Below are 19,647 nucleotides of genomic sequence, written 5' to 3' on the forward strand. Positions count from 1 at the left end.
GCACCACCCTCGGCTTTTCCGCGCGTGCCGACCCCCTCACCGGTCCACCCCTGGTACGCGCGGCACAAGCTCCACTCACCCGCGCAGGCGACCCGCCGCACAGGCGTTCCTGTCGTACGGACGTTCCTGCCGTACGGGCCTCACGCCTCCGGCCGGGCCCGCGCCACCACCGACGCCAGATCCAGCGTGTGCGGCAGCGTCCCGAACGCCGCCCCCCAGTCCCCGCCGAGACGCGAGGCGCAGAACGCGTCCGCCACCTCCGGCGGCGCCCACCGCACGAGCAGCGCACCCTGCAACACCCGCGCCATCCGCTCCGCGAGCCGCCGCGCCCGGGCCTCGATGCCCTCCAGATCGGCCAGTTCGGCCAGCATGTCCCGGATCGCCCGGTCGAGCCGGTGATCCGCGCCCCGCGCCCGCCCGACCTCCGTCAGGAACGCGTTCAGCGCCGCCGGTTCCCTTCGCAGGGCCCGCAGGACATCCAGCGCCTGCACGTTCCCGGCGCCCTCCCACAGCGAGTTCAGCGGCGACTCGCGCAGCAGCCGCGGCAGCCCCGACTCCTCCACGTACCCGTTCCCGCCCAGGCACTCCAGGGCCTCGGCCACCACCGGCGTGCACCGCTTCGTCACCCAGTACTTCGCCACCGGCACCGCGATCCGCAGCAGCGCCCGCTCCTCCTCCGTGTCGGAGTCGTACGCCGCCGCGAGCCGCATCCCGAGCACCGTCGCCGCCTCCGACTCCAGGGCCAGATCGGCGAGCACGTTCCGCATCAGCGGCTTGTCGACGAGCGGACCGCCGAACGCGCTGCGGTACGAGGCGTGGTGCACGGCCTGCGCCACCGCCTGCCGCATCAGCGCCGCCGACCCCAGCACACAGTCGAGCCGGGTCGCCGCCACCATCCCGATGATCGTCCGTACCCCGCGCCCCTCCTCGCCCACGAGCCGCGCCCACGTCGACCCGTCGAACTCCACCTCGGCGGAGGCGTTCGACCGGTTGCCCAGCTTGTCCTTGAGCCGCTGGAGCGCGAACGCGTTGCGCGTCCCGTCCGGCAGCACCCGCGGCACGAGCAGACACGACAGACCGCCGGGGGCCTGCGCGAGCACCAGGAAGGCGTCCGACATCGGCGCCGAACAGAACCACTTGTGCCCCGTCAGGACGTACTCCCCGGCGGCCGCCAGGGGCTCCGCCCGGGTCGTGTTCGCGCGGACGTCGCTGCCGCCCTGCTTCTCCGTCATGCCCATCCCGAGCAGCACACCGGTCTTCTCCAGCGGCGGCCGCAGCTCCCGCTCGTACACCCGCGAGGCGATCAGCGGCTCCCACGCCGCCGCGAGCTCCGGCTCGGCGCGCAGTGCCGGCACCGCCGCGTGCGTCATCGACAGCGGGCAGCCGTGCCCCGCCTCCACCTGCGAGGCGAGCAGGAACCCCGCCGCCCGGCGCACATGACCGCCCGGCCGCCCCCAGGCGCCGGTGAGCCCCGCGCCCACCGCCCGGCCGAGCAGCCGGTGCCACGCCGGATGGAACTCGACCTCGTCGATCCGGTGCCCGTAGCGGTCGTGGGTGCGCAGCCGCGGTGGATGCTCGTTGGCGAGCCGCCCCCACTCCTGCACCTGCGCCGAGCCCGCCGCGACGCCGAACGCGGACAGCTCCGCGCGCGCCTCCTCGGCCTCCTCGGGCGGCAGGTGCCGCGCCACGGCCTCCGCCAGGGCCTGGTCGGTCGCGAACATGTCGTATCCCACCAGGGGCGGGGCCTGGTTGGTCACGGTGTGGGTGCCGGCTGCCATGCCGATACGGTAAGGAGGTGCAGGCAGCAAACGAAACACCCGACCGGCGCGGCCGGCCCGACCGGCCGGGGCGCCCCGATGGCACCGGCGGCCCGGGAGAACACCCGGAGCACGGCGGCCGAGGCGCCCACGACGAGCACGGTGAGCGCGACGAGTCCGGTGAGCACGGTGAGCGGGCCGGCCGGCGCGGCTGGAGCAAGCTGCACCGGGCCCGCGTCCTCTACCGCAACGTCTCCAAGCGCAAGCTGGCCTGGCTGCTCCTCAAGGACACGGTCAACTCGTGCATCGAGTACCGCATCCTCGGCCTCGCCGCCGAGGCCGCCTTCTTCACCCTGCTGTCGCTGCCACCCCTGCTGCTCGGCCTGATCGCCGTCCTCGGCTACGCCGACGAATGGACCAACGCCAACACGGTCGCCAGCATCGAGGAGAACATCCTCCACGCCGCCCGCACCGTCCTCTCCGACCGCGGCGTCAACGAGATCGCCCGCCCTCTCGTCGAGGACGTCACCCGGGCCAAACGCCCCGAACTGATCTCCCTCGGCTTCGCCATCGCCCTCTGGTCCGGCTCGCGCGCGGTGAACGTCTTCATCGACACCATCACCGTCATGTACGGACTCGACGGGCACCGGGGCATCGTCAAGACCCGGCTCCTCGCGCTGCTCCTCTACATCGTCGCGCTGCTCATCGGAGCCGTCGTGCTGCCGCTCGCGGTCGTCGGTCCCGACCGCCTCGTCGAACTGGTCCCCTGGGGCACGGAGGTCGTCTCCGTCCTCTACTGGCCGACGGTCATCCTGCTCTCCATCGCGTTCCTGACGACCCTGTACCACGTGTCCGTCCCGGTCCGCTCCCCGTGGATCGAGGACATCCCCGGCGCGCTCGTCGCCCTCGGGATGTGGGTGCTCGGCAGCTTCCTGCTGCGCATCTACCTCACCAGCCAGGTCGAGGGCCCCACCATCTACGGCTCCCTCGCCGCCCCCATCGCCGTCCTCCTCTGGATCGGCATCTCCGCCTTCGCGGTCCTCGTCGGCGCGGCCGTCAACGCCGCGATCGACCGCGTCTGGCCCTCGGTCGCCACCGCCGCCGCCCGCGAGGCCACCGACCGCGCCCGCGCCGCCCAGGCCGCCGACCTGGTCGCCCGCCTGCGCGCGGAGGAGGACGACGTGGACGAGGACGACCCGGACATGCCGTCGGAGTTCCCGGAACGCTGGTCGAGGTTCCTGCCCCCGGACGACGTGAAGTCGCGGCTGCACGCGGGGCGGGAGAAGGACTGAGGCCTGTCCGGCGGATCAGGGCCGGGCCCTGGGGCACCATTCCGGCCGCCGCCGCGCCGGTGTCAGGGCATCGGCCTACCCTGGTGGGGTGTATGAGGAACGCCCCGCGCGGCTGCCCGGAGCGGTCGTCTGGACCCGCCGCACGGGGACGGCCGATCCGGGGGACCCGGGGACCCGGCCGGTGCTGCCGGACGGATGCATGGACCTGATCTGGGCGGACGGCCGGCTGCTCGTCGCGGGACCCGACACCATGGCGTACGTGCCCGAGAGCCCCGCCGCGCACTACGCGGGGGTGCGGTTCGCGCCGGGCGAGGCGCCCGGGGTGCTCGGGGTCGAGGCGAGCGTGCTGCGGGACGAGCGGGTCGGTCTCGGCGAGCTGTGGGGCGCGCGGGCCGCGCGGCGGCTCGCCGACGAGGTGACCGGGGCGGCCGACCGGGCCGCGGCCCTGGAGGACCTGGTGCTGCGGCGGGCGGCCGCGGCGCCCGCGCCCGATCCGCTCCTCCGCGCGGTCGTCTCGCGTCTGAGGGCCGGACTGCCGGTGGGGGCGGCGGCCGACGAGGTCGGGCTCGGCGTGCGGCAGTTGCACCGCCGCTCGCTCGCCGCGTTCGGCTACGGCCCGAAGACCCTCGCCCGGATCCTGCGCCTCCAGCGCGCCCTCGCGCTCGTCACGGCGGGCGTCCCGGCGGCGGAGGCCGCGTACCGCACGGGCTGCGTCGACCAGGCGCACCTGGCGCGGGAGATGCGGGCGCTCACGGGCCTGACGATCGGCCGTTACGTGGCGGGGCTGCCGGCCTCGGCGCCGGCACGTCAACGGGACGCGTCCGCGTAGAGCGAGACCCCCGTCCCGTCCGGGTCGAGCACCACCGCGTACCGCTGCCCCCAGACCGCGTCCCACGGCTTGAGGTGCCCACGGTGCCCGGCCGCCGTCAGCGTCTCGTACACCGCGTCGACCTGCGCCGGATCCGCGCACCGGAACGCGAGCGCCACCCGCTCGCCGCCGCCCGCAGGCCGCGTCCACGCCGGGTCGAAGGACCGTACGACGTCCTCGGTGTCCCACAGCAGCCGTACGCCGCCGGGCAGCGCGACCTCCACGTGCGGCGCGCTCTCGGCGCCGGCCGGGACGTCCAGGCCGAGGAGGCGGTAGAAGGCGAGCGAGGCCGCCATGTCGGCGGTGACCAGGCCGATGACGTCGAGGCGGGGCGCGGGGGAGGAGGAGCCGCTGGTTCGGTTCGTGTTCATGGGTGCAGGCTAGGAAGGCCGGGGGAGTGGTGTCTTGTACGGATCGGACACGGCGCCATCCTGCTCCTGCCCGTCATATGCGTGGCGGTGGCGGGAACCTTCGGGGTCCCACCGCGCATCTTGCCCGTAGTAGAGCGATCGCCATATCCGGTATTGATCGGATGCCTATCGGCTCCTTGTTACATGGATGCACGAGGTGCGCCGCACCTCCGGCTCGCGTGCGCAGAGGACGGGAGCTGGTACGTGCATCCGTGGGTGGACAATGATTCCGCAGGTCACTGAGGCCCGGGCCAGGGCGGCGTTCCTGGGGAGGCTGAACGGGGCGGCCGTCGACGCCGACACGCTGTTCGAGCGTGCCGCCGCGGTGACGGACCCGCGCACGGGGTTCCTGGGAGTGATGCGGGAGCGGACGTTCGACGTGGGGCCGCTCACCCGGTGGGAGTGCCGGACCACCGTGGCCGACCGGTTCGGCGCGCCGCCCGCCGGAACGCCCGGTGTCGTGGTGACGGGGCACGGGGGCGATCACGACGCGGCGCGCCTGGCGGCCCTGCTCGCCGCACTCGCGTGTCGCGGAAGCCTCGCCGCCCGCGCGTGTGCCGGCATCCCCGGCGTCTCCGACGTCTGGGGCCTCGATCTGGTGACGGGCGCGCTGCGCCGGATTCCCGCCCGGGAGGCCCACCCCGGCCCCGACCGCGGTGCGCCGTACCGGCCTCCGGTCGGGGCCGCCGCCGGGCTCACATGGGCGCACGCCGTGGAGGCCGGGCTCGCCCAGCACTGCGAGGAGTTGCTGGTGCGACGGCTCGCCGATCCTGGTATCCGCGTGCCCCGGACCCACCTTCCGGCGGACGGGGCCCCCGGCGCCGCCGAACCGCTGTACGTGCTGCGCGCGTTGGGCGAGCCGGTCGCTCACGACCTCTCCGGGCTGCTGTCCGTGCCGGCCTGCGCGATCCGGCTCGGCTCCCGGACGGTCCTCGCGGTCGGCGCCACCCGTGCCGAGGCCGTGCGGTCCGGGGCCGAACGTGCCCTGCTCGCGCCCTGGTCACCCACCCGGACCGTGCCGGCGATCACCGCGCGACAGGAGCGCCCCGCACCCTTCTTCCCGGGTCCCTCGCCGGGGCGGGTGCGGTTCGCCGAGGCGCTGTACGCCCAGGGGAGAACGCCCGTGGCGGTGCTGCTCGATCACGATCCACAGGCCGTGGGCGTCCTTCCGTACCTCGTTCAGGTGATCATGGTGGAAGCCCGGGATCCGTGTAATCTGGCGTAGACACTCATGGCATCTTCGCAATTCTGTACGTCGGACAGGCGAACAACGTCCGGCAGGCGGTGCGTTGCGGGCGTGTCCGGGAGCAGGGGAAGGCTGGGTTCGTGGGGGGAACCATCGACTTCAGCGTGCTCGGAACGGTGCGCGTGCACCGTGACGGGAACACACTGGCCATCGGATCACCACAGCAGCGGGCACTGCTGGTGGCCCTGCTGCTGAGACCCGGCAGAGTGATCTCCTCACGCGAACTCATCGACTCCATCTGGGGGGACAACCCTCCGGGTTCGGCGCTCGCGAGTCTGCGGACCTATGCCTGGCGGCTCAGGCAGGCGCTGGAGGAGGACGCGTCCTCGCCCCGGCTCCTCGTCTCGCAGCACGACGGCTACCGCCTGGTGGTGCCGCCCCTCTCGGTCGATGTCGGCCGGGTGGAACAACTGGCCGCGGAGGCGGCCCGGGTGCGTGCCGGGGGAGACGACGAGGCCTGTGGCCGGCTGCTCACCAGGGCCCTGGACCTGTGGCAGGGCGTCCCCCTGACCGGTGTGCCCGGGATGTTCGCCGAGCAGCAGCGGGCACGGCTGACCGAGCTGCTCCTGGGGCTGGTGGAGGAGCGCTTCGAGTGCACCCTGCGCGCGGGCGGGCACGCCCGGCTCATCCCGGACCTGACGTCCTTCACCCAGGAACACCCGCTGCGGGAGCGGCCGTACGGCTTCCTGATGCGGGCGCTGTACGCCACCGGACGCCAGGCCGACGCGCTCGCCGTGTACGCCCGGGCACGACACGTCCTGGCCGAGGAGCTGGGTGTCGACCCCGGCCCCGAACTCGCGGCGCTGCACGAGCAGGTACTGCGGGGTGATCCCCTGCTGCGCACCGTGGCGACGGAACCCGAGGCCGTCCGGGTGGTCCCGGCCGAGCCCGCACCGCGGGAGAAGCCGTCCGCCACCCCAGTGGACGCCCCCGCTCCCGCGGATGCCGCCGCCCCGGTGGACGCCTCGGTTCCGGCGGATGCCGCGGTTCCGGCGGGCGCGCCCGCCCGAGTGCCCGCGCGTCCCGCCCAGCTTCCCGCGGACGCGTCCGACTTCACCGGCCGGTCCGGGCAGGTCGAGGACCTGTGCCGGGTGCTCACCGGTCCCGGCCGGCCCTCGCTCGCGGTCGCCCTGATCAGCGGCATGGGCGGACTCGGCAAGACCACGCTGGCCCTGCGGGTCGCCCACCAGGTGAAGCAGGACTTCCCCGACGGGCAGCTCTACGCGGAGCTGGGCGGAAGCGGCCTCGAACCGGCCCATCCGGGAGCCGTCCTCGGTGGCCTGCTCGGCGCGCTGGGCGTCCCCGGCCATGCCCTGCCCGCCATGCCGGAGGACCGCGCACGGCTCTTCCGCACCCTGCTCGACGGCCGGCGTGTCCTGCTCCTGCTCGACAACGCCCGCGACGCCGCGCAGGTCGTGCCGCTGCTGCCCGGCTCCGCCGACTGCGGCGTGATCATCACCAGTCGTACCCGGATCGTCGGCATCCCCAGCGTCGCCTCCGTGGCCCTGGACGTCTTCGACACCGACGAGGCCGTCGGCCTGCTCGCCGCGATCGTGGGGGCCGACCGCGTCGCCGCCGAGCCGGAGGCCGCCGCCGAGCTGGTGACGGCCTGCGGACACCTGCCGCTCGCGGTGCGCATCGTCGCCGCCCGGCTCGCCGCCCGGCCGCGCTGGGAGCTGGCCACCATGACCCGCCGGCTGGCCAACGAGCAGCGCCGTATCGGCGAGTTGCGCGCCGGGGACCTCGCCGTGGCCGCGGTCTTCGAACTCGGCTACCGCCAGCTGCCGCGGGAACAGGCCTGCGCGTTCCGGCTGCTCGCCCCGGTGGCCCGCGCGAGCATCGGACTCGAGGCGGCCGCCGCGGCGCTCGGACTCGACGAGTACGACGCCGAGGAGGTGCTGGAGGCGCTGGTGGACGCCGCCATGCTGGAGGCACCGCAGCCCGGCCGTTACCGCTACCACGATCTCGTGCGGGCCTACGCGCTCCAGCTCGAACCCTCCCCGGCCGACGGGATCGCCGAGTCGGGAACCTCCGTCCTGGCCCCGCTCCTGGAGCACCTGCTCGCCCGGGCGTGTTCGGCCTTCCAGTGCATGGTCCCGGGCGATCCCGCCGACGTCTTCCTCACGATCACGTCCGAAGCGGACGAGCCGGGACCGGGCACGTCCGGAGCGGGCACGTCCGAACAGGCTCCCGCCTTCGCCGGCATGGCCGAGGCGCAGGCCTGGGTGACCACCGAGTTCGAGTGCCTGGCCAACGCGGTGACGCTGGCCGCCCAGAGCCCGGCCGAGGCCGGGGACCGGATCCTGCGCGTGGCCGCGGACCTGCTGGTCGCCCTCAGTCCGTACGGCAAGGACATCCCGTACGACGAACTCGCCCTGGCCGCCCGGTGCCTGGCCGACACCGCGGCCCGGCGTGGTGACGAACACGCCGCCGGCCGCGCCCGGTTCGTCTGCGGCAACGCCGCGCTGCAGAACGCGCGCCTGGAACAGGCGGAACTGATGACCCGTCTGGCCGCCGAGTCCTGCGAGCGGACCGGCGACCTGGTCATCCTCCGCCAGACGCTCAACGACCGTGGTCTCATCGCGCAGTTCCAGCACCGCTTCGAGGAGGCGGAGCGCTGCTACGTACAGGCGATCGACCTGGCCCGCGAACTGGGCCACCGCTCCGGCGAACTCGTGACCAGGCTCAACGCCGCGCAGGCCGCGCTGCGCAACGGCCGGGCCGCGGAGGCGCTGCGGGCCTGTGACGAGGCGCTGGCCGCGCTGCGCGAGGTCGAGGACCGGCACGGCATCGCCTACGCGCTGTACGTCCGCGGGATGGCCCTGCATGAGCTGGGGCGCTACGCCGACGCCGTCGCGAGCCACACCACGTGCCTGGACATCTGCGAGACCTGGCAGATCCGCGGCCAGGAGTCGCAGGCCCGCTTCCGGCTGGCCGAGACCCTGCGGGTCATGGGCCGCGGCGACGAGGCGCTGTGGGAGGCCGGGCGGGCCGTGACGCTGTGCGAACAGCGGGGGACCGACCGCGACCGGGGGCTCGCCCTGCTCGTCCTCGGGTGCACGCTGGCCGATCTCGGCGACCGGGAGGAGGCGGCGCTCCGGGCCCGGCAGGCGCACTCCGTGCTCAACCGGCTCGGCCTGCCCGACGCCGACCGCGCCGCGGACCTGATCGAGTGCCTGGACGCCATGGAGCACGGCCGCCCCGGCTGATCACCGCCGTCCGTTCCCGCAGATCCGCGGCTATATCCGACGTCTATCCCCCGTAGATCGACGCTTGGCAGAGTCGTACTCGACAGCAAGAACGCCGAGTGAAAGCGGACCTGACGATGCGATCCATCACCTTCTTCGCCACGCGCACCCTCCCCCTCGCCGCCGGCGCCGCGATGGCGGTGTCCCTGCTCCTCGGGGCCGCGTCCGTGGCCGGACAGGCCACGCCGGAGCAGAGCTCCTCCGTGCGCGTGCTGGCCGACGGCACCGTCCCCGGCGAGCCCTCCACCACCATCAACGAAGAGTGGAACAGCAAGGGCTGACACTCCCGGTACGGATCGTCAGAGGAGGTTTCTGATGGCCCGGTACGACAGGAACGGGCATGACGGGGGAGCACATGAAGGGCAGTAGTTCCACGACGTTGGAGCGGCCGGCGGTGGCCGACATCGTGCGCGCCGCGCGGATGCGACGCGGGGTGAGCCAGAGGGATCTCGCGGAGAGATCCGGGATCGGCCTGCGCACCCTCCGAGAGATCGAGCGCGGGCGGGTCCAGGGGCCGCGGTCCGGATCGCTGCGCAGACTCGCGAGGGCCCTGGAGGAGCCGGAGCTGCTCGCGCGGGCGGGAGTGACGCAGGACGACGAGTCGGCCCCCTCCTACGAGGGAGAGCCGCTGGTCCTGGGGATCCTGGGCCGGCTCACCGCCTCCCGCGGTGCGGCCGAACTCGCCACCGGAACCCCGATGCAGCAGTGCCTGCTCGGCCTGATGGCGCTCCAGCCCAACCGGGTGGTCGAGCGCGACGAGATCATCGACGTCCTGTGGGGCGACCAGCTCCCGGACTCCTTCGGGCAGTTGATCCACACCTATGTCTCGCGCATCCGGCTGATGCTGGAGGCGCACCACGTCCCGGGCACCGGCCGCATGACGGTCGTACGGCGCGGCGGCGGATACGAACTCCACATCGAGGACAGCAGCCGTCTCGACCTCCTGGAGTCCGACCGGCTGACGAGCGCCGCCGAGCGCGCCCGCGCCGACGGCGACCTCGCGGCCGAACAGGACCTCCTCGACGCCTCGCTCCGGCTGTGGCGGGGGCCGCTGCTCGAAGGCATGCCACCGGCGCTCCGGCGGCACCCGGTCGCCGTGGAGCGGTCGCGGCGCTGTATCGGGTCGGTGCTGCGGATCGCCGATCTCGCGCTCACCCGGGGCCGGTACGAGGACGTGCTGCGCCGGCTGACGCCGATCGCCCGCCACGAACCGCTGCACGAAGGGCTGCACGCCCGTCTGGTGACCGCACTCGCCGGCTCGGGCCGCCGGGCGGAGGCGTTGGACCTGTTCGTCTCCGTCGACCGGCGGCTGCGCGAGCAGAGCGGGATCGGTCCGGGCGGCGAACTGCGCAGCGCGCAGATGGCCGTACTGCGCGAGGACGTGGCCGCCGACGCGGCACCGGTCCGTTCGGCCGCCTGACCGTGGCCGTCGCCCCCGGGCCGGACCGGCTCCGGGCCTTCGCGCGGGCGACGCGCCGAGCGGCGTGAGGGGACGGCCGGTGTTCCCGGTGTCCCCTCACGCCGCTCGGACGGCGCCCTCCGCGTACCGCTCCGGTGTGCGTCCGCGCTCACGCGTCCGTGCTCACGCGTCGCGGTTGCGCAGGACGATCCATCCGCCGGCCGCGGCCACGGCCGCCCACACCGCCATGACGAGCAGTCCGGTCACGGGGCCGTACGGGGCCGCCGGGTCGAGGTGGAGCCTCAGCGCGTACTGCCCCGCGCGGTCCGGGAGGAACCAGGCCAGGTCGCGCAGTCCCGGCACCTCGGCCAGGACCGGGGACACGAGGAAGAGGAACGGGACCAGGACGCCCATCGACAGCATCAGGCTGCGCAGCATCGTGGTGATGCCCATGCACATGACGGCCAGGAGCGGGAAGTACAGCGCGCCCGCCACGACCGCCCGCACCGTGCCCTCGTCACCGAACGCCGCACCGTGCTCGGCCAGCAGCGTCTGCGAGGCGAAGAAGGTGCCGGCGGAGGCCACGACACCCGCGAGCAGGGACAGGAGCGCTCCGGTGGCCAGTTTGGCGCCGTAGAAGAGTCCACGCCGCGGCACGGTGGCCAGAGAGGTGTGGATCGAGCCGTTGCTGTACTCGTTCCCGACGACCAGGACCGCGAAGGCGATCACGACGACATGGGCGAAGAACACCCCGTAGTAGCCGAGCTGGACCGGGTCGAAGCTCTCGGCGTCGGCCTCGCCGGGGCCGACCGAGCCGGACACGCCGGCACCGATGCCGATGAGCAGCACAGCGGCCAGCGGCAGCGCCCAGAGGACCGAGCGGACGGACCGGATCTTCGTCCACTCCGAGTGGAGAACCGCGTTGACGGACATGTTCAGGCCACCTCTCCCAGGGGTCGTGCCACGTACTCCACCGTGTCGGCGGTCATGCGCATGAAAGCGTCCTCCAGCGAGTCCTCGACCTGGGTCAGTTCCAGGACGGGGGTGCCCTCGTGAGCCGCGAGCCGGCCGATCTCCTCGGCGACGGTCCCGTACACCTCCAGGCGCCCGTCGGGGCCGGCCTCCACCCGCAGACCCTTGTGACCGATCGCCGCGCGGAGCCGTTCCGGTTCGTCGGACCGGACGCGGACCCGGCTGCGGCCGTGCTCCTCGGCGAACTCGGCCATCGACACGTCGGCGAGCAGGCTGCCCCGGCCGATGACGACCAGCCGGTCGGCGAGCAGCGCCATCTCCGTCATCAGATGGCTGGAGATCAGCACGGCCCGGCCCTGGGCGGCGAGGTCCTTCAGGAAGTGCCGCAGCCACCGGATGCCCTCGGGGTCCAGACCGTTGACCGGCTCGTCGAGGATCAGCACCCGGGGGTCGCCGAGGAGGGCCGCGGCGATGCCCAGGCGCTGGCGCATGCCGAGCGAGAACCCGCCGATCCGCCGCTTGGCGGCGGAGGCCAGGCCGACCTGCTCAAGCACCTCGTCGGCACGCGCGTCGGCGACACGGTTGGCGCGGGCGATGCACAACAGGTGGTCCCGGGCGGTGCGTCCGGGGTGCGCCGCGCCGGCGTCCAGGAGGGCGCCGACGTGCCGCAGCGGTTCGCCGAGCTCGGCGTAGGCCCGCCCGAAGATGCGCACCCGGCCCTCCGTCGGACGGTCGAGGCCGAGGATCATCCGCATGGTGGTCGACTTGCCGGCACCGTTCGGGCCGAGGAAGCCGGTCACCACACCGGCCCGCACCTGGAAGGTGAGGCCGTTCACCACGGTCTTGTCGCCGTAGGTCTTGACGAGGCCCTGGACGTCGATCGCGGGTGCGTCCCCCGTACCGTTCGCGGTTTTCCTGTCGCTGTTCATGCCCTCGAGTCAAGCGTTCCGCTGCTCGCGGCGGATCCCCCCGCGGCGGGAATGTGATCCCCCCTGGGAGGGAGAGAGGAAGGATGGCCCCATGCGGGTGAGGTTCTTCGCGGCCCTGACGAGGGGCGCCACGTACTCGCGCGGTCTGCATGTGCTGACCGGCGCGGCGGTGGGACCGGTGTGCGTCCTCGTCTATCCGGGCTTCTCGGAGTCGCTGCCCCGGACGCTGGCCGCGTCGGCCCTGGTGCCGGTGCCGCTGCTGCTGCTCCTCGGGATGGTTCCGGCGATGCGGTACGCGGAGGGCGTGCAGGCCCGGCTGCTGCTCGTCCCGGCGGACGAGGCGGAGATCGGCCTCGCGCCGTCGAAGAGCCTGTCGTCGCGCTGGCGCACCAGCCTCTGGCTCGTCGTACGGGTGTGGTGGGGACTGCTCGTCGCGACCACCGTCGCCCAACTGCTCTCCGTCACCGGGACGCTGGCGACCGTGCCCGCCGTCGAACGCGCCAACGAGGTGCTGGGCTTCGAGATCCAGGGCGGACACGAGAAGATCTGGATCCTGGCGTTCGTACCGCCGCTGCTGCTGCTCGTCGCGGGGGTCGTCATCGGTGCCGGAAACGTGCAGCTCGCCGTCGCGAAGCGGCTGCTCGGGCCGTCCACGGCCGAGCGGCTCGCCGACGCCGAGCGCCGGGCCGACGAACTCCTCGCGCGCAACCGGCTCGCCGGGGAGCTGCACGACTCCATCGGGCACGCCCTCACCGCGACCGTCCTGCAGGCCGGCGCGGCCCGCGAACTGATCGACGTCGACCGGGACTTCGCGGTACGCGCCCTGGCCTCGATCGAGGAGACCGGCCGGCGCGCCATGGACGACCTGGAGCGCACGCTGGGTTACCTCAAGGAGGTGGAACAGCCGGCGGCCCGCAAGGCCCGGCCCACCCTCGCGGACATCGGGCAGCTTCTCGAAACCAGCCGGGCGGCCGGGGGCACCGTGACGCTCCGTACGGCCGAGGACTTCACCGCCGTCCCGGGGGTGGTCTCCCGCGAGGCGTACCGGATCCTCCAGGAGGCGCTCACCAACGCGATGAAACACGCGCCCGGTTCACCCGTGGCCGTCGCCCTCGACCTCACGGACGAGTACGTGGAACTCTCGGTGGCCAACGCGCTCGTGGAGGGCGCCCCACGGGCCCGCGGCACGGGCAAGGGCGTCCGGAGCCTGCGCGAGCGGGTCGCTCTCCTGGGCGGCCGGGCCACCGCCGGGTCCGAGTCCGGGCGCTGGATCGTCAGCGCGCAGCTACCCCTACGGTTGGGATCTTGACCATGACCACCATCTCCGTCCTGCTCGTCGACGACGAGGAACTCGTCCGGGCCGGCATGTCCGCCATCCTCGGCAACAGCCCCGACATCACCGTGGTCGGCGAGGCGTCCGACGGCTGCGAGGTCGTTCCGCTGGTGCGGCGACTGCGCCCGGACGTCGTGGTCATGGACGTCCGGATGCCCCGGGTCGACGGCATCACCGCCACCCGCGAGCTGCTGGCCGCCGTACCGGAACCGCCCCGGGTCCTGGTGATCACCACGTTCGAGCACGACGACTACGTCTACGAGGCCCTGAAGGAGGGGGCGTCGGGCTTCCTGCTGAAGCGCTCCCGGCCGGCCGAGATCGTCCGGGCCGTGCGCACCGTGGCCACCGGGGACTCGGTGCTCTTCCCCGCCGCCCTGCGCACCCTGGTGGCGGGCCGCCCCCGGCGGGACTCCCGCGGCGCGCTGTCCCGGGCCCAGCTCACCGAGCGGGAGGCGGAGGTGCTGCGCCTGATGGCGCAGGGGATGTCCAACGCGGAGATCGCGGAGGAGCTGTTCCTGGGCGTGCAGACCGTCAAGACCCATGTGAGCAGCACCCTGGCCAAGGTGGGGGCGCGGGACCGTACCCAGGCGGTGGTGATCGCGTACGAGTCGGGGTTCATCGAGGTCCGCTGAGGCCGGCGTGAGCCGCGGGCGTGGCCCGTCGGCCTGCGACGTGCGACGTGCGTCAGCCGACGAGGTCCTTCAGGCGCGCGACGACCGTCGCCTCGCTCTCGCCGTCCTGCGGCACGGGGACGACCTGGAGGTGGGTCACCCCGGCCTCGCGGTAGGCGGCCAGGCGGTCCTTCACATAGCTCTCCGGGCCGCACAGCGTGGTGGCCTCCAGGAGCGCGGCCGGCACGGCCGCGGCGGCTCCGGCCTTGTCGCCGGCCAGGAACAGGCGCTGGATCGTGGCGGCCTCCTCGGCGTAGCCGTACCGGCTGACCAGGTCGTAGTAGTAGTTGTGGCCGGGTGCGCCCATGCCGCCGATGAACAGGGCGAGCTGCCCCCGGGCCAGCTCCCGGGCGCGGGCGGCGTCCGGGCCGATGGCGAGGAGACCGCCGGCCGAGATCTGCAGGGGGCCGAGCCGCGGGTCGCGGGCGGCGGCGCCGGCGCGCAGCGCCGGTCCCCAGACGCGGTCGCACCACTCGGGGACGAAGAACATCGGCAGCCAGCCGTCGGCGGTCTCGGCCACCATCCGGACGTTCTTGGGGCCCAGCGCGGCGACCCACACCGGGACCGAGGGACGGACCGGCGGGGTGAGCAGCTTCATCGGCACGCCCAGGCCGCTGCCGCTTCCCTCGGGCAGCGGCAGCTGGACCGAACGGCCGTGGTAGCTCACGGGCTTGTCGTGCTGCCAGAAGGCGCGCATGACCTCGATCGTCTCGCGGGTGCGGGTGACCGGGGCGGTGAACGGCACCCCGTGGAGGCCCTCGACGACCTGCGGGCCGGAGGAGCCGAGGCCCAGGTGGCAGCGGCCGCCCGAGAGCGCGTCGACGCCGGCGGCGGTCATGGCGAGGAGGGCGGGGGTGCGGCTGTAGACCGACAGGATGCCGGAGCCGATCTCGATCCGCTCGGTACGGGCGGCGAGGAAGCCCATGAAGCTGGGGGCGTCGTACCCGTACGCCTCGGGGACCCAGATGAGGTCGAGGCCCGCCCGTTCGAGCTCGGCGACCTGCGCGGCCGCTCCGACGATGTCCTGGTCGTACCTGAGCTGCATGGAGATCTTCATGAGGGTGGAATCCGTTCCGGCGAGGGCGGCGAGGGCGGGGCTGGTGAGCGGGCGGCGAGGGTGCGGCGGCGGCGAGGAAGTGGTGACGAGGCGTCAGCGATGCGCGCGGGCCGGGGTGTCGAGGCGGGTGAGGGCGCCCTCGGCGACGAGTTCGCGCACCCGGAACTTCTGGATCTTCCCGGAGGCGGTCAGGGGCAGCGCGTCGGCGGTGAACCACCGGGTGGGGATGGTGTGGGGCGAGAGCCGCTCGCGGCAGCGCTCGATGAGGAGATCCGGGTCCGGACCCGCCGGGTGCTCGGCGGAGGGCAGCAGCACGGCGGCGACGATCTCGCCCCAGTGCTCGTCCGGAACGCCCACCACGACGGCGTCGCGGACACCGGGCAGCGTGCTGAGGAAGGTCTCGATCGGACCGGGGGCGATGTTCTCCCCACCCCGGATGACCAGGTCGCTCAGCCGGCCCTCGATGCGCACGGCACCGGTGGCGTCCATCGACCCGAGGTCGCCGGTGCGGACCCAGCCGGCCGCGTCCACCTTGGCCGCGGTCGCCGCGGGGTCGCCGTAGTAGGAGAGGAGCTGCTGGTAGCCGCGGGCGCAGATCTCGCCGGGGACGCCCAGCGGCTGCACGCGGCCGGTGTCCGGGTCGACGATCTTGCAGGCGACGTGCGGCAGCGGCCGTCCGACGGTGCTGGTCTTGTCCTCGGCGCTGTCGTCGGGCCGGGTGAGGGTGACCACGGAGGCCAGTTCGGTCTGCCCGTAGAGGTTGAAGACCGTGGTCGAGAAGAGCTCCTCGGTCTCCGTGATGAGCTGGGCGCGGACCGGGGCGGCGCCGGTGAGGACCGCGGACAGCCGGGCCGTCGCGCCGGCGCGGTTCCGGGCGACGTCGTTGAGCGCGGCCAGCACGGTCGGCACGCTGGTCAGCACCGCGCCGGGGGAGCGGCGCAGCACCTCGAAGAGGACCTGGGGATCGAAGCGTTCGAGCAGGGTGAAGGTGCCCCCGCTCCACAGCGGGCCCAGGCAGGAGATGACCGCGCCGGCGGTGTGGAACATCGGCAGCGGCGACACCACGGTCGCGCCGTCCTGGACGCCGAGGCCCTCGAAGGTCAGCCGGGCGACGTTGACGACGGACCGGTGGGACAGCAGGACGGCCTTGGGGGCGCCGGTGGTGCCCGAGGTGAACTGGATCTGGGCCGGTACGTCGGCCGCGACGATCTCCTCGTGGGAGGGCAGCGGCGCGCAGCCGCGCAGCGCCTCCGGGTCGCCCAGCGACAGCACGTGCCGCAGCCCGGGCAGCTCCGCGGCGACGGCGCGGGCCACGGAGGCCATGTCGTAGGCGCGGCTGCGGTCCGCGTGGATGAGCAGCTCCGCCTCGGAGGTGCGCAGGGCGTGGGCCAGCTCCTCGGCGCGCAGCGCCGGGTTGAGGGTCACCAGGGTCACCCCGGCCAGCGCCGCCGCGTACTCGATCATCGGCCACTCCGGCACGTTCGGTGCCCACAGGGCGATCCGGGCGCCGAGGCCGACGCGCTCCCGCAGTCCGCCGGCGATGCCCTCGGCCTCGGCGAGCAGCTGGGCGTACGTCCAGCTGCGGGGGGCCGAGCCGTCGTCCGGGACCGACTCCAGGGCGACGGTGCCGGGGCGCTCGGCGGCGACCTCCCGCAGCAGGGAGCCGACGGTGTGCGGGGAGAGCGGGAGGGTGGTGTCGGCGAGCCGGACCGACTCGGTGAGCGCGGTGTCGGTCGCGGTGCCGGTCGCGGTGTCCGCGGCGGACGGTGCGGTCAGGGTGCGCATGGTGAGGCTCCTCGGCGGTGTGCTGGGGCGGCGTTCTGCGGTGCTTCCAGCCAAGCCGGGGCGCCTCGTTACCGGATCCCGCCGGCGACTGGATGCGGCTCCCTCTCGCGGGGGAACGTGCCGGGGGAGGCAGGTTCCGTACAGCTTTCGTCGAGGCCGCGCGGCCGGGGCGCCGGTAACGTGCGCCCGCCTGTGCCCGCTCGGAGGGCGCGCCGGAGAGGGAGTGAGATGCGGGTGGATGCGACGGCGGGCCGGCCGGGACCGGCCGGGATGCGGATCATCGATCTGTCGCGGCTGCTGCCGGGCGGCTTCGCCACGGTGCTGCTCGCCGACCTCGGCGCCGATGTGATCAAGGTGGAGAGCCCCGAAGGGGGCGACTACGGACGGCTGGTGGACCCCGAGACCTTCGCGTCCCTGAACCGCAACAAGCGCTCGGTCGTCCTCGATCTGCGCGACCCGGCGGGGCGCGAGACGCTGCTGCGGCTCGTGGAGCGCTGCGACGCGGTCGTGGAGAGCCACCGGCCCGGGGTCCTGGCGGGCATGGGGCTCGGGTACGAGCGCCTGCGCGAGGCGAACCCGCGGGTGGTGCTCTGCTCGGTCACCGGCTTCGGCCAGACCGGTCCGTACGCGGCCAGGCCCGGCCACGACCTGAACTTCCTGGCCCTGTCGGGCTTCTTCGCCGTCCCCCACCGGCCCGGGGAGACCGTGGACCGGGTCGGGGTGCGGGTGGCCGACCTCGCGGGCGCGATGTACGCGGCGCTGTCCCTGGTCGTGGCGGTCGGCGCGGCCCGGGAGTCCGGCGAGGGCCAGCACCTGGACGTGTCGCTGCACGAGGCGGCGGCCGGCTGGGCCGGACCGCTCGCCCTGCCCCTGCTCGGCCTGGCCGACCCCGCCGAGAGCCCCCTCGTCACCGGCGACAACGACGTGTTCACCGTGGCCGACGGGCGGCGGATCGCCTTCGCGAGCTTCGAGGACAAGTTCTGGCTGGTGTTCCGCACGGCCTTCGCCGCGGAGTTCCCCGAGTTCGACGACGCCCGTTACGACCGCAGGGCCGACCGCACCCGGGCCCGCACGGAGATCCGGGCGCTCCTCACGGACGTGTTCGCCCGCCGCGACCTGGAGTGGTGGTCCGCCCGGCTCTCCGGCCTCGACCTGCCCTGGGCCCCGGTGTACGAGACGGCCGGCGAGTTCCTCGCCGACGAGCATGTCGCGGCCCGCGAACTGGTGGGGGTGCTGCCGGGCTCGCCGACCTCGGAACCCCGCCGGCAGGTGCGCTTCCCGGTCCGCTTCGGCGCCGGCCTCGACTCGCTGCGCGGTGCCGCTCCGGCCCACGGGGAGCACACCGCGGAGATCCTCGCGGAGCTGGACCGATGAGCGCGGACGGCGGGCGCGCGGACGGCGGGCGCGTGGACGTCGGGCGCGCGGGCGGTTTCGTCGAGAGCCCGGAGCACCGTGCCCTGCGCGAGGCCGTCGCCGCCTTCGCGCGGGGGCGGGGCGCGGGCCGGAACGGCGGATCCGGCCGCCCGTGGTCCCCGGAGGAGCTCTGGACCGAGGCCGGCGAGCTGGGCTACCTGGGGGTCAACCTGCCCGAGGAGTACGGCGGCGGGGGCCGCGGCATCACCGAGCTGTCCCTCGTCATGGAGGAGCTGGGCGCGGCCGGCAGCCCCCTGCTCATGCTCGTGGTGTCGCCCGCGATCTGCGGCACGGTGATCAGCCGCTTCGGCACCCCGGAGCAGAAGCGGCGGCTGCTGCCGGGGCTCGCCGCCGGCACGTCCCGGATGGCCTTCGGCATCACGGAGCCGGACGCGGGGTCCAACTCCCACCGGCTGACCACCACGGCGCGCCGCGACGGCGCGGACTGGCTGCTGAGCGGGCGCAAGGTGTTCGTCTCCGGGGTGGACGAGGCCGACGCGACGCTGGTCGTGGGGCGTACGGAGGACGAGCGCACCGGCCGCCTGAAGCCCTGTCTGTTCGTCGTCCCGCGTGACGCCCCCGGCTTCGAGTTCCGTGAGATCGCGATGGAACTCACCGCGCCGGAGCGCCAGTTCGAGCTGTTCCTGGACGACGTACGGCTGCCGGCCGACGCGCTGGTCGGGCACGAGGACGCCGGCCTCCAGCAATTGTTCGCCGGTCTGAACCCGGAGCGGATCATGATGGCCGCGTTCGCGGTGGGCATGGGGCGGTACGCCCTGGCCAAGGCGGTCGACTACGCCCGGACCCGCCAGGTGTGGTCGGCGCCGATCGGTGCCCACCAGGCGGTCGCGCATCCGCTCGCCCAGGTCCACATCGAGCTGGAGCTGGCGCGTCTGATGACCCGCAAGGCCGCCGAACTGTACGACGCCGGCGCCGACATGGCCGCGGGGGAGGCCGCGAACATGGCGAAGTACGCCGCGGCGGAGGCCGGTGCCCGGGCCGTCGACCAGGCCATCCACACCCTCGGCGGCAACGGGCTCACCGCCGAGTACGGCCTCGCCTCGCTGCTCGGCCTCTCCCGAGTGGCCCGGATCGCCCCGGTCAGCCGGGAGATGATCCTCAACTTCGTGTCGCACCACACGCTGGGACTGCCGAAGTCCTACTGAGTCCACGGGTGTTGCCCCCCCGGCATGCGTCGGCTCGATCTCGGGGATGTCGGCGAGCCGGTCGGGGGTGTCGTCGGGGGCGCTGGGGTCGAAGGGTTTCA

Annotated in this window: 16 protein-coding genes; 10 read left to right on the plus strand and 6 right to left on the minus strand. The window is 73.9% G+C overall.

Annotated elements, in window-relative coordinates; translation table 11 throughout:
• Positions 1-140 precede the first annotated feature (140 nt).
• A complete protein-coding gene (locus AB0C73_RS31025; protein ID WP_362536636.1) occupies positions 141-1,778 on the minus strand; it encodes an acyl-CoA dehydrogenase family protein in 1,638 nt (545 codons plus the stop codon).
• A 200-nt stretch (positions 1,779-1,978) separates the two neighbouring features.
• Here AB0C73_RS31025 and AB0C73_RS31030 point away from each other — a divergent pair, with 200 nt between their 5' ends.
• Together AB0C73_RS31030 and AB0C73_RS31035 are read left to right on the plus strand one after the other, a co-directional pair.
• Positions 1,979-3,049 (plus strand): YihY/virulence factor BrkB family protein, encoded by a 1,071-nt coding sequence (locus AB0C73_RS31030; RefSeq protein ID WP_362536668.1) that lies wholly within the window; start codon positions 1,979-1,981, stop codon positions 3,047-3,049.
• An 88-nt stretch (positions 3,050-3,137) separates the two neighbouring features.
• Positions 3,138-3,878 (plus strand): AraC family transcriptional regulator, encoded by a 741-nt coding sequence (locus tag AB0C73_RS31035; protein ID WP_362536637.1) that lies wholly within the window; start codon positions 3,138-3,140, stop codon positions 3,876-3,878.
• Here AB0C73_RS31035 and AB0C73_RS31040 read toward each other — a convergent pair.
• A complete protein-coding gene (locus AB0C73_RS31040) occupies positions 3,857-4,288 on the minus strand; it encodes a VOC family protein (RefSeq protein ID WP_362536639.1) in 432 nt (143 codons plus the stop codon). The two genes, AB0C73_RS31035 and AB0C73_RS31040, sit on opposite strands and share 22 nt — an antisense overlap.
• 262 nt (positions 4,289-4,550) lie before the next feature.
• Here AB0C73_RS31040 and AB0C73_RS31045 point away from each other — a divergent pair, with 262 nt between their 5' ends.
• From AB0C73_RS31045 to AB0C73_RS31060, 4 genes are all read left to right on the plus strand, one after another.
• A complete protein-coding gene (locus AB0C73_RS31045; protein WP_362536641.1) occupies positions 4,551-5,552 on the plus strand; it encodes a hypothetical protein in 1,002 nt (333 codons plus the stop codon).
• 101 nt (positions 5,553-5,653) lie between these two features.
• On the plus strand, positions 5,654-8,782 hold the full coding sequence (locus AB0C73_RS31050) for a BTAD domain-containing putative transcriptional regulator (RefSeq protein ID WP_362536643.1): 3,129 nt from the start codon (positions 5,654-5,656) through the stop codon (positions 8,780-8,782).
• 116 nt (positions 8,783-8,898) lie between these two features.
• Positions 8,899-9,102 (plus strand): hypothetical protein, encoded by a 204-nt coding sequence (locus tag AB0C73_RS31055; protein WP_362536644.1) that lies wholly within the window; start codon positions 8,899-8,901, stop codon positions 9,100-9,102.
• A gap of 74 nt (positions 9,103-9,176) precedes the next feature.
• Positions 9,177-10,241, plus strand: coding sequence for a BTAD domain-containing putative transcriptional regulator (locus AB0C73_RS31060; RefSeq protein ID WP_362536646.1), 1,065 nt, complete (start codon positions 9,177-9,179; stop codon positions 10,239-10,241).
• Positions 10,242-10,403: 162 nt separating this feature from the next.
• On the opposite strand, the gene AB0C73_RS31065 is transcribed toward AB0C73_RS31060, so the two are convergent.
• Together AB0C73_RS31065 and AB0C73_RS31070 are read right to left on the minus strand one after the other, a co-directional pair.
• Entirely contained in the window at positions 10,404-11,153 is a 750-nt protein-coding gene (locus AB0C73_RS31065; RefSeq protein ID WP_362536648.1) for an ABC transporter permease, read from the minus strand.
• 2 nt (positions 11,154-11,155) lie between these two features.
• A complete protein-coding gene (locus AB0C73_RS31070) occupies positions 11,156-12,121 on the minus strand; it encodes an ATP-binding cassette domain-containing protein (RefSeq protein WP_362536650.1) in 966 nt (321 codons plus the stop codon).
• 91 nt (positions 12,122-12,212) lie between these two features.
• Between AB0C73_RS31070 and AB0C73_RS31075 the strand changes: the two genes are divergently transcribed.
• The gene (locus tag AB0C73_RS31075) at positions 12,213-13,430 is read left to right on the plus strand and encodes a histidine kinase (RefSeq protein ID WP_362536651.1); all 1,218 of its coding nucleotides are present in this window, start codon (positions 12,213-12,215) and stop codon (positions 13,428-13,430) included.
• A 2-nt stretch (positions 13,431-13,432) separates the two neighbouring features.
• Complete coding sequence (locus AB0C73_RS31080) at positions 13,433-14,086, plus strand: response regulator transcription factor (protein ID WP_362536669.1); 654 nt, start codon at positions 13,433-13,435, stop codon at positions 14,084-14,086.
• Between the two features lie 52 nt (positions 14,087-14,138).
• On the opposite strand, the gene AB0C73_RS31085 is transcribed toward AB0C73_RS31080, so the two are convergent.
• Together AB0C73_RS31085 and AB0C73_RS31090 are read right to left on the minus strand one after the other, a co-directional pair.
• A complete protein-coding gene (locus AB0C73_RS31085; RefSeq protein WP_362536653.1) occupies positions 14,139-15,182 on the minus strand; it encodes an LLM class F420-dependent oxidoreductase in 1,044 nt (347 codons plus the stop codon).
• A 93-nt stretch (positions 15,183-15,275) separates the two neighbouring features.
• On the minus strand, positions 15,276-16,967 hold the full coding sequence (locus AB0C73_RS31090) for an AMP-binding protein (RefSeq protein ID WP_362536655.1): 1,692 nt from the start codon (positions 16,965-16,967) through the stop codon (positions 15,276-15,278).
• Between the two features lie 234 nt (positions 16,968-17,201).
• Between AB0C73_RS31090 and AB0C73_RS31095 the strand changes: the two genes are divergently transcribed.
• The gene (locus AB0C73_RS31095) at positions 17,202-18,341 is read left to right on the plus strand and encodes a CaiB/BaiF CoA-transferase family protein (RefSeq protein WP_362536657.1); all 1,140 of its coding nucleotides are present in this window, start codon (positions 17,202-17,204) and stop codon (positions 18,339-18,341) included.
• Positions 18,338-19,546, plus strand: a complete 1,209-nt coding sequence (locus AB0C73_RS31100; protein WP_362536659.1) for an acyl-CoA dehydrogenase family protein — start codon at positions 18,338-18,340, stop codon at positions 19,544-19,546. The genes AB0C73_RS31095 and AB0C73_RS31100 overlap by 4 nt, the downstream gene beginning before the upstream one ends.
• Positions 19,547-19,647 lie beyond the last annotated feature (101 nt).

The sequence above is a fragment of the Streptomyces sp. NPDC048623 genome, from assembly GCF_040650755.1.
Taxonomy (GTDB): Bacteria; Actinomycetota; Actinomycetes; order Streptomycetales; family Streptomycetaceae; genus Streptomyces.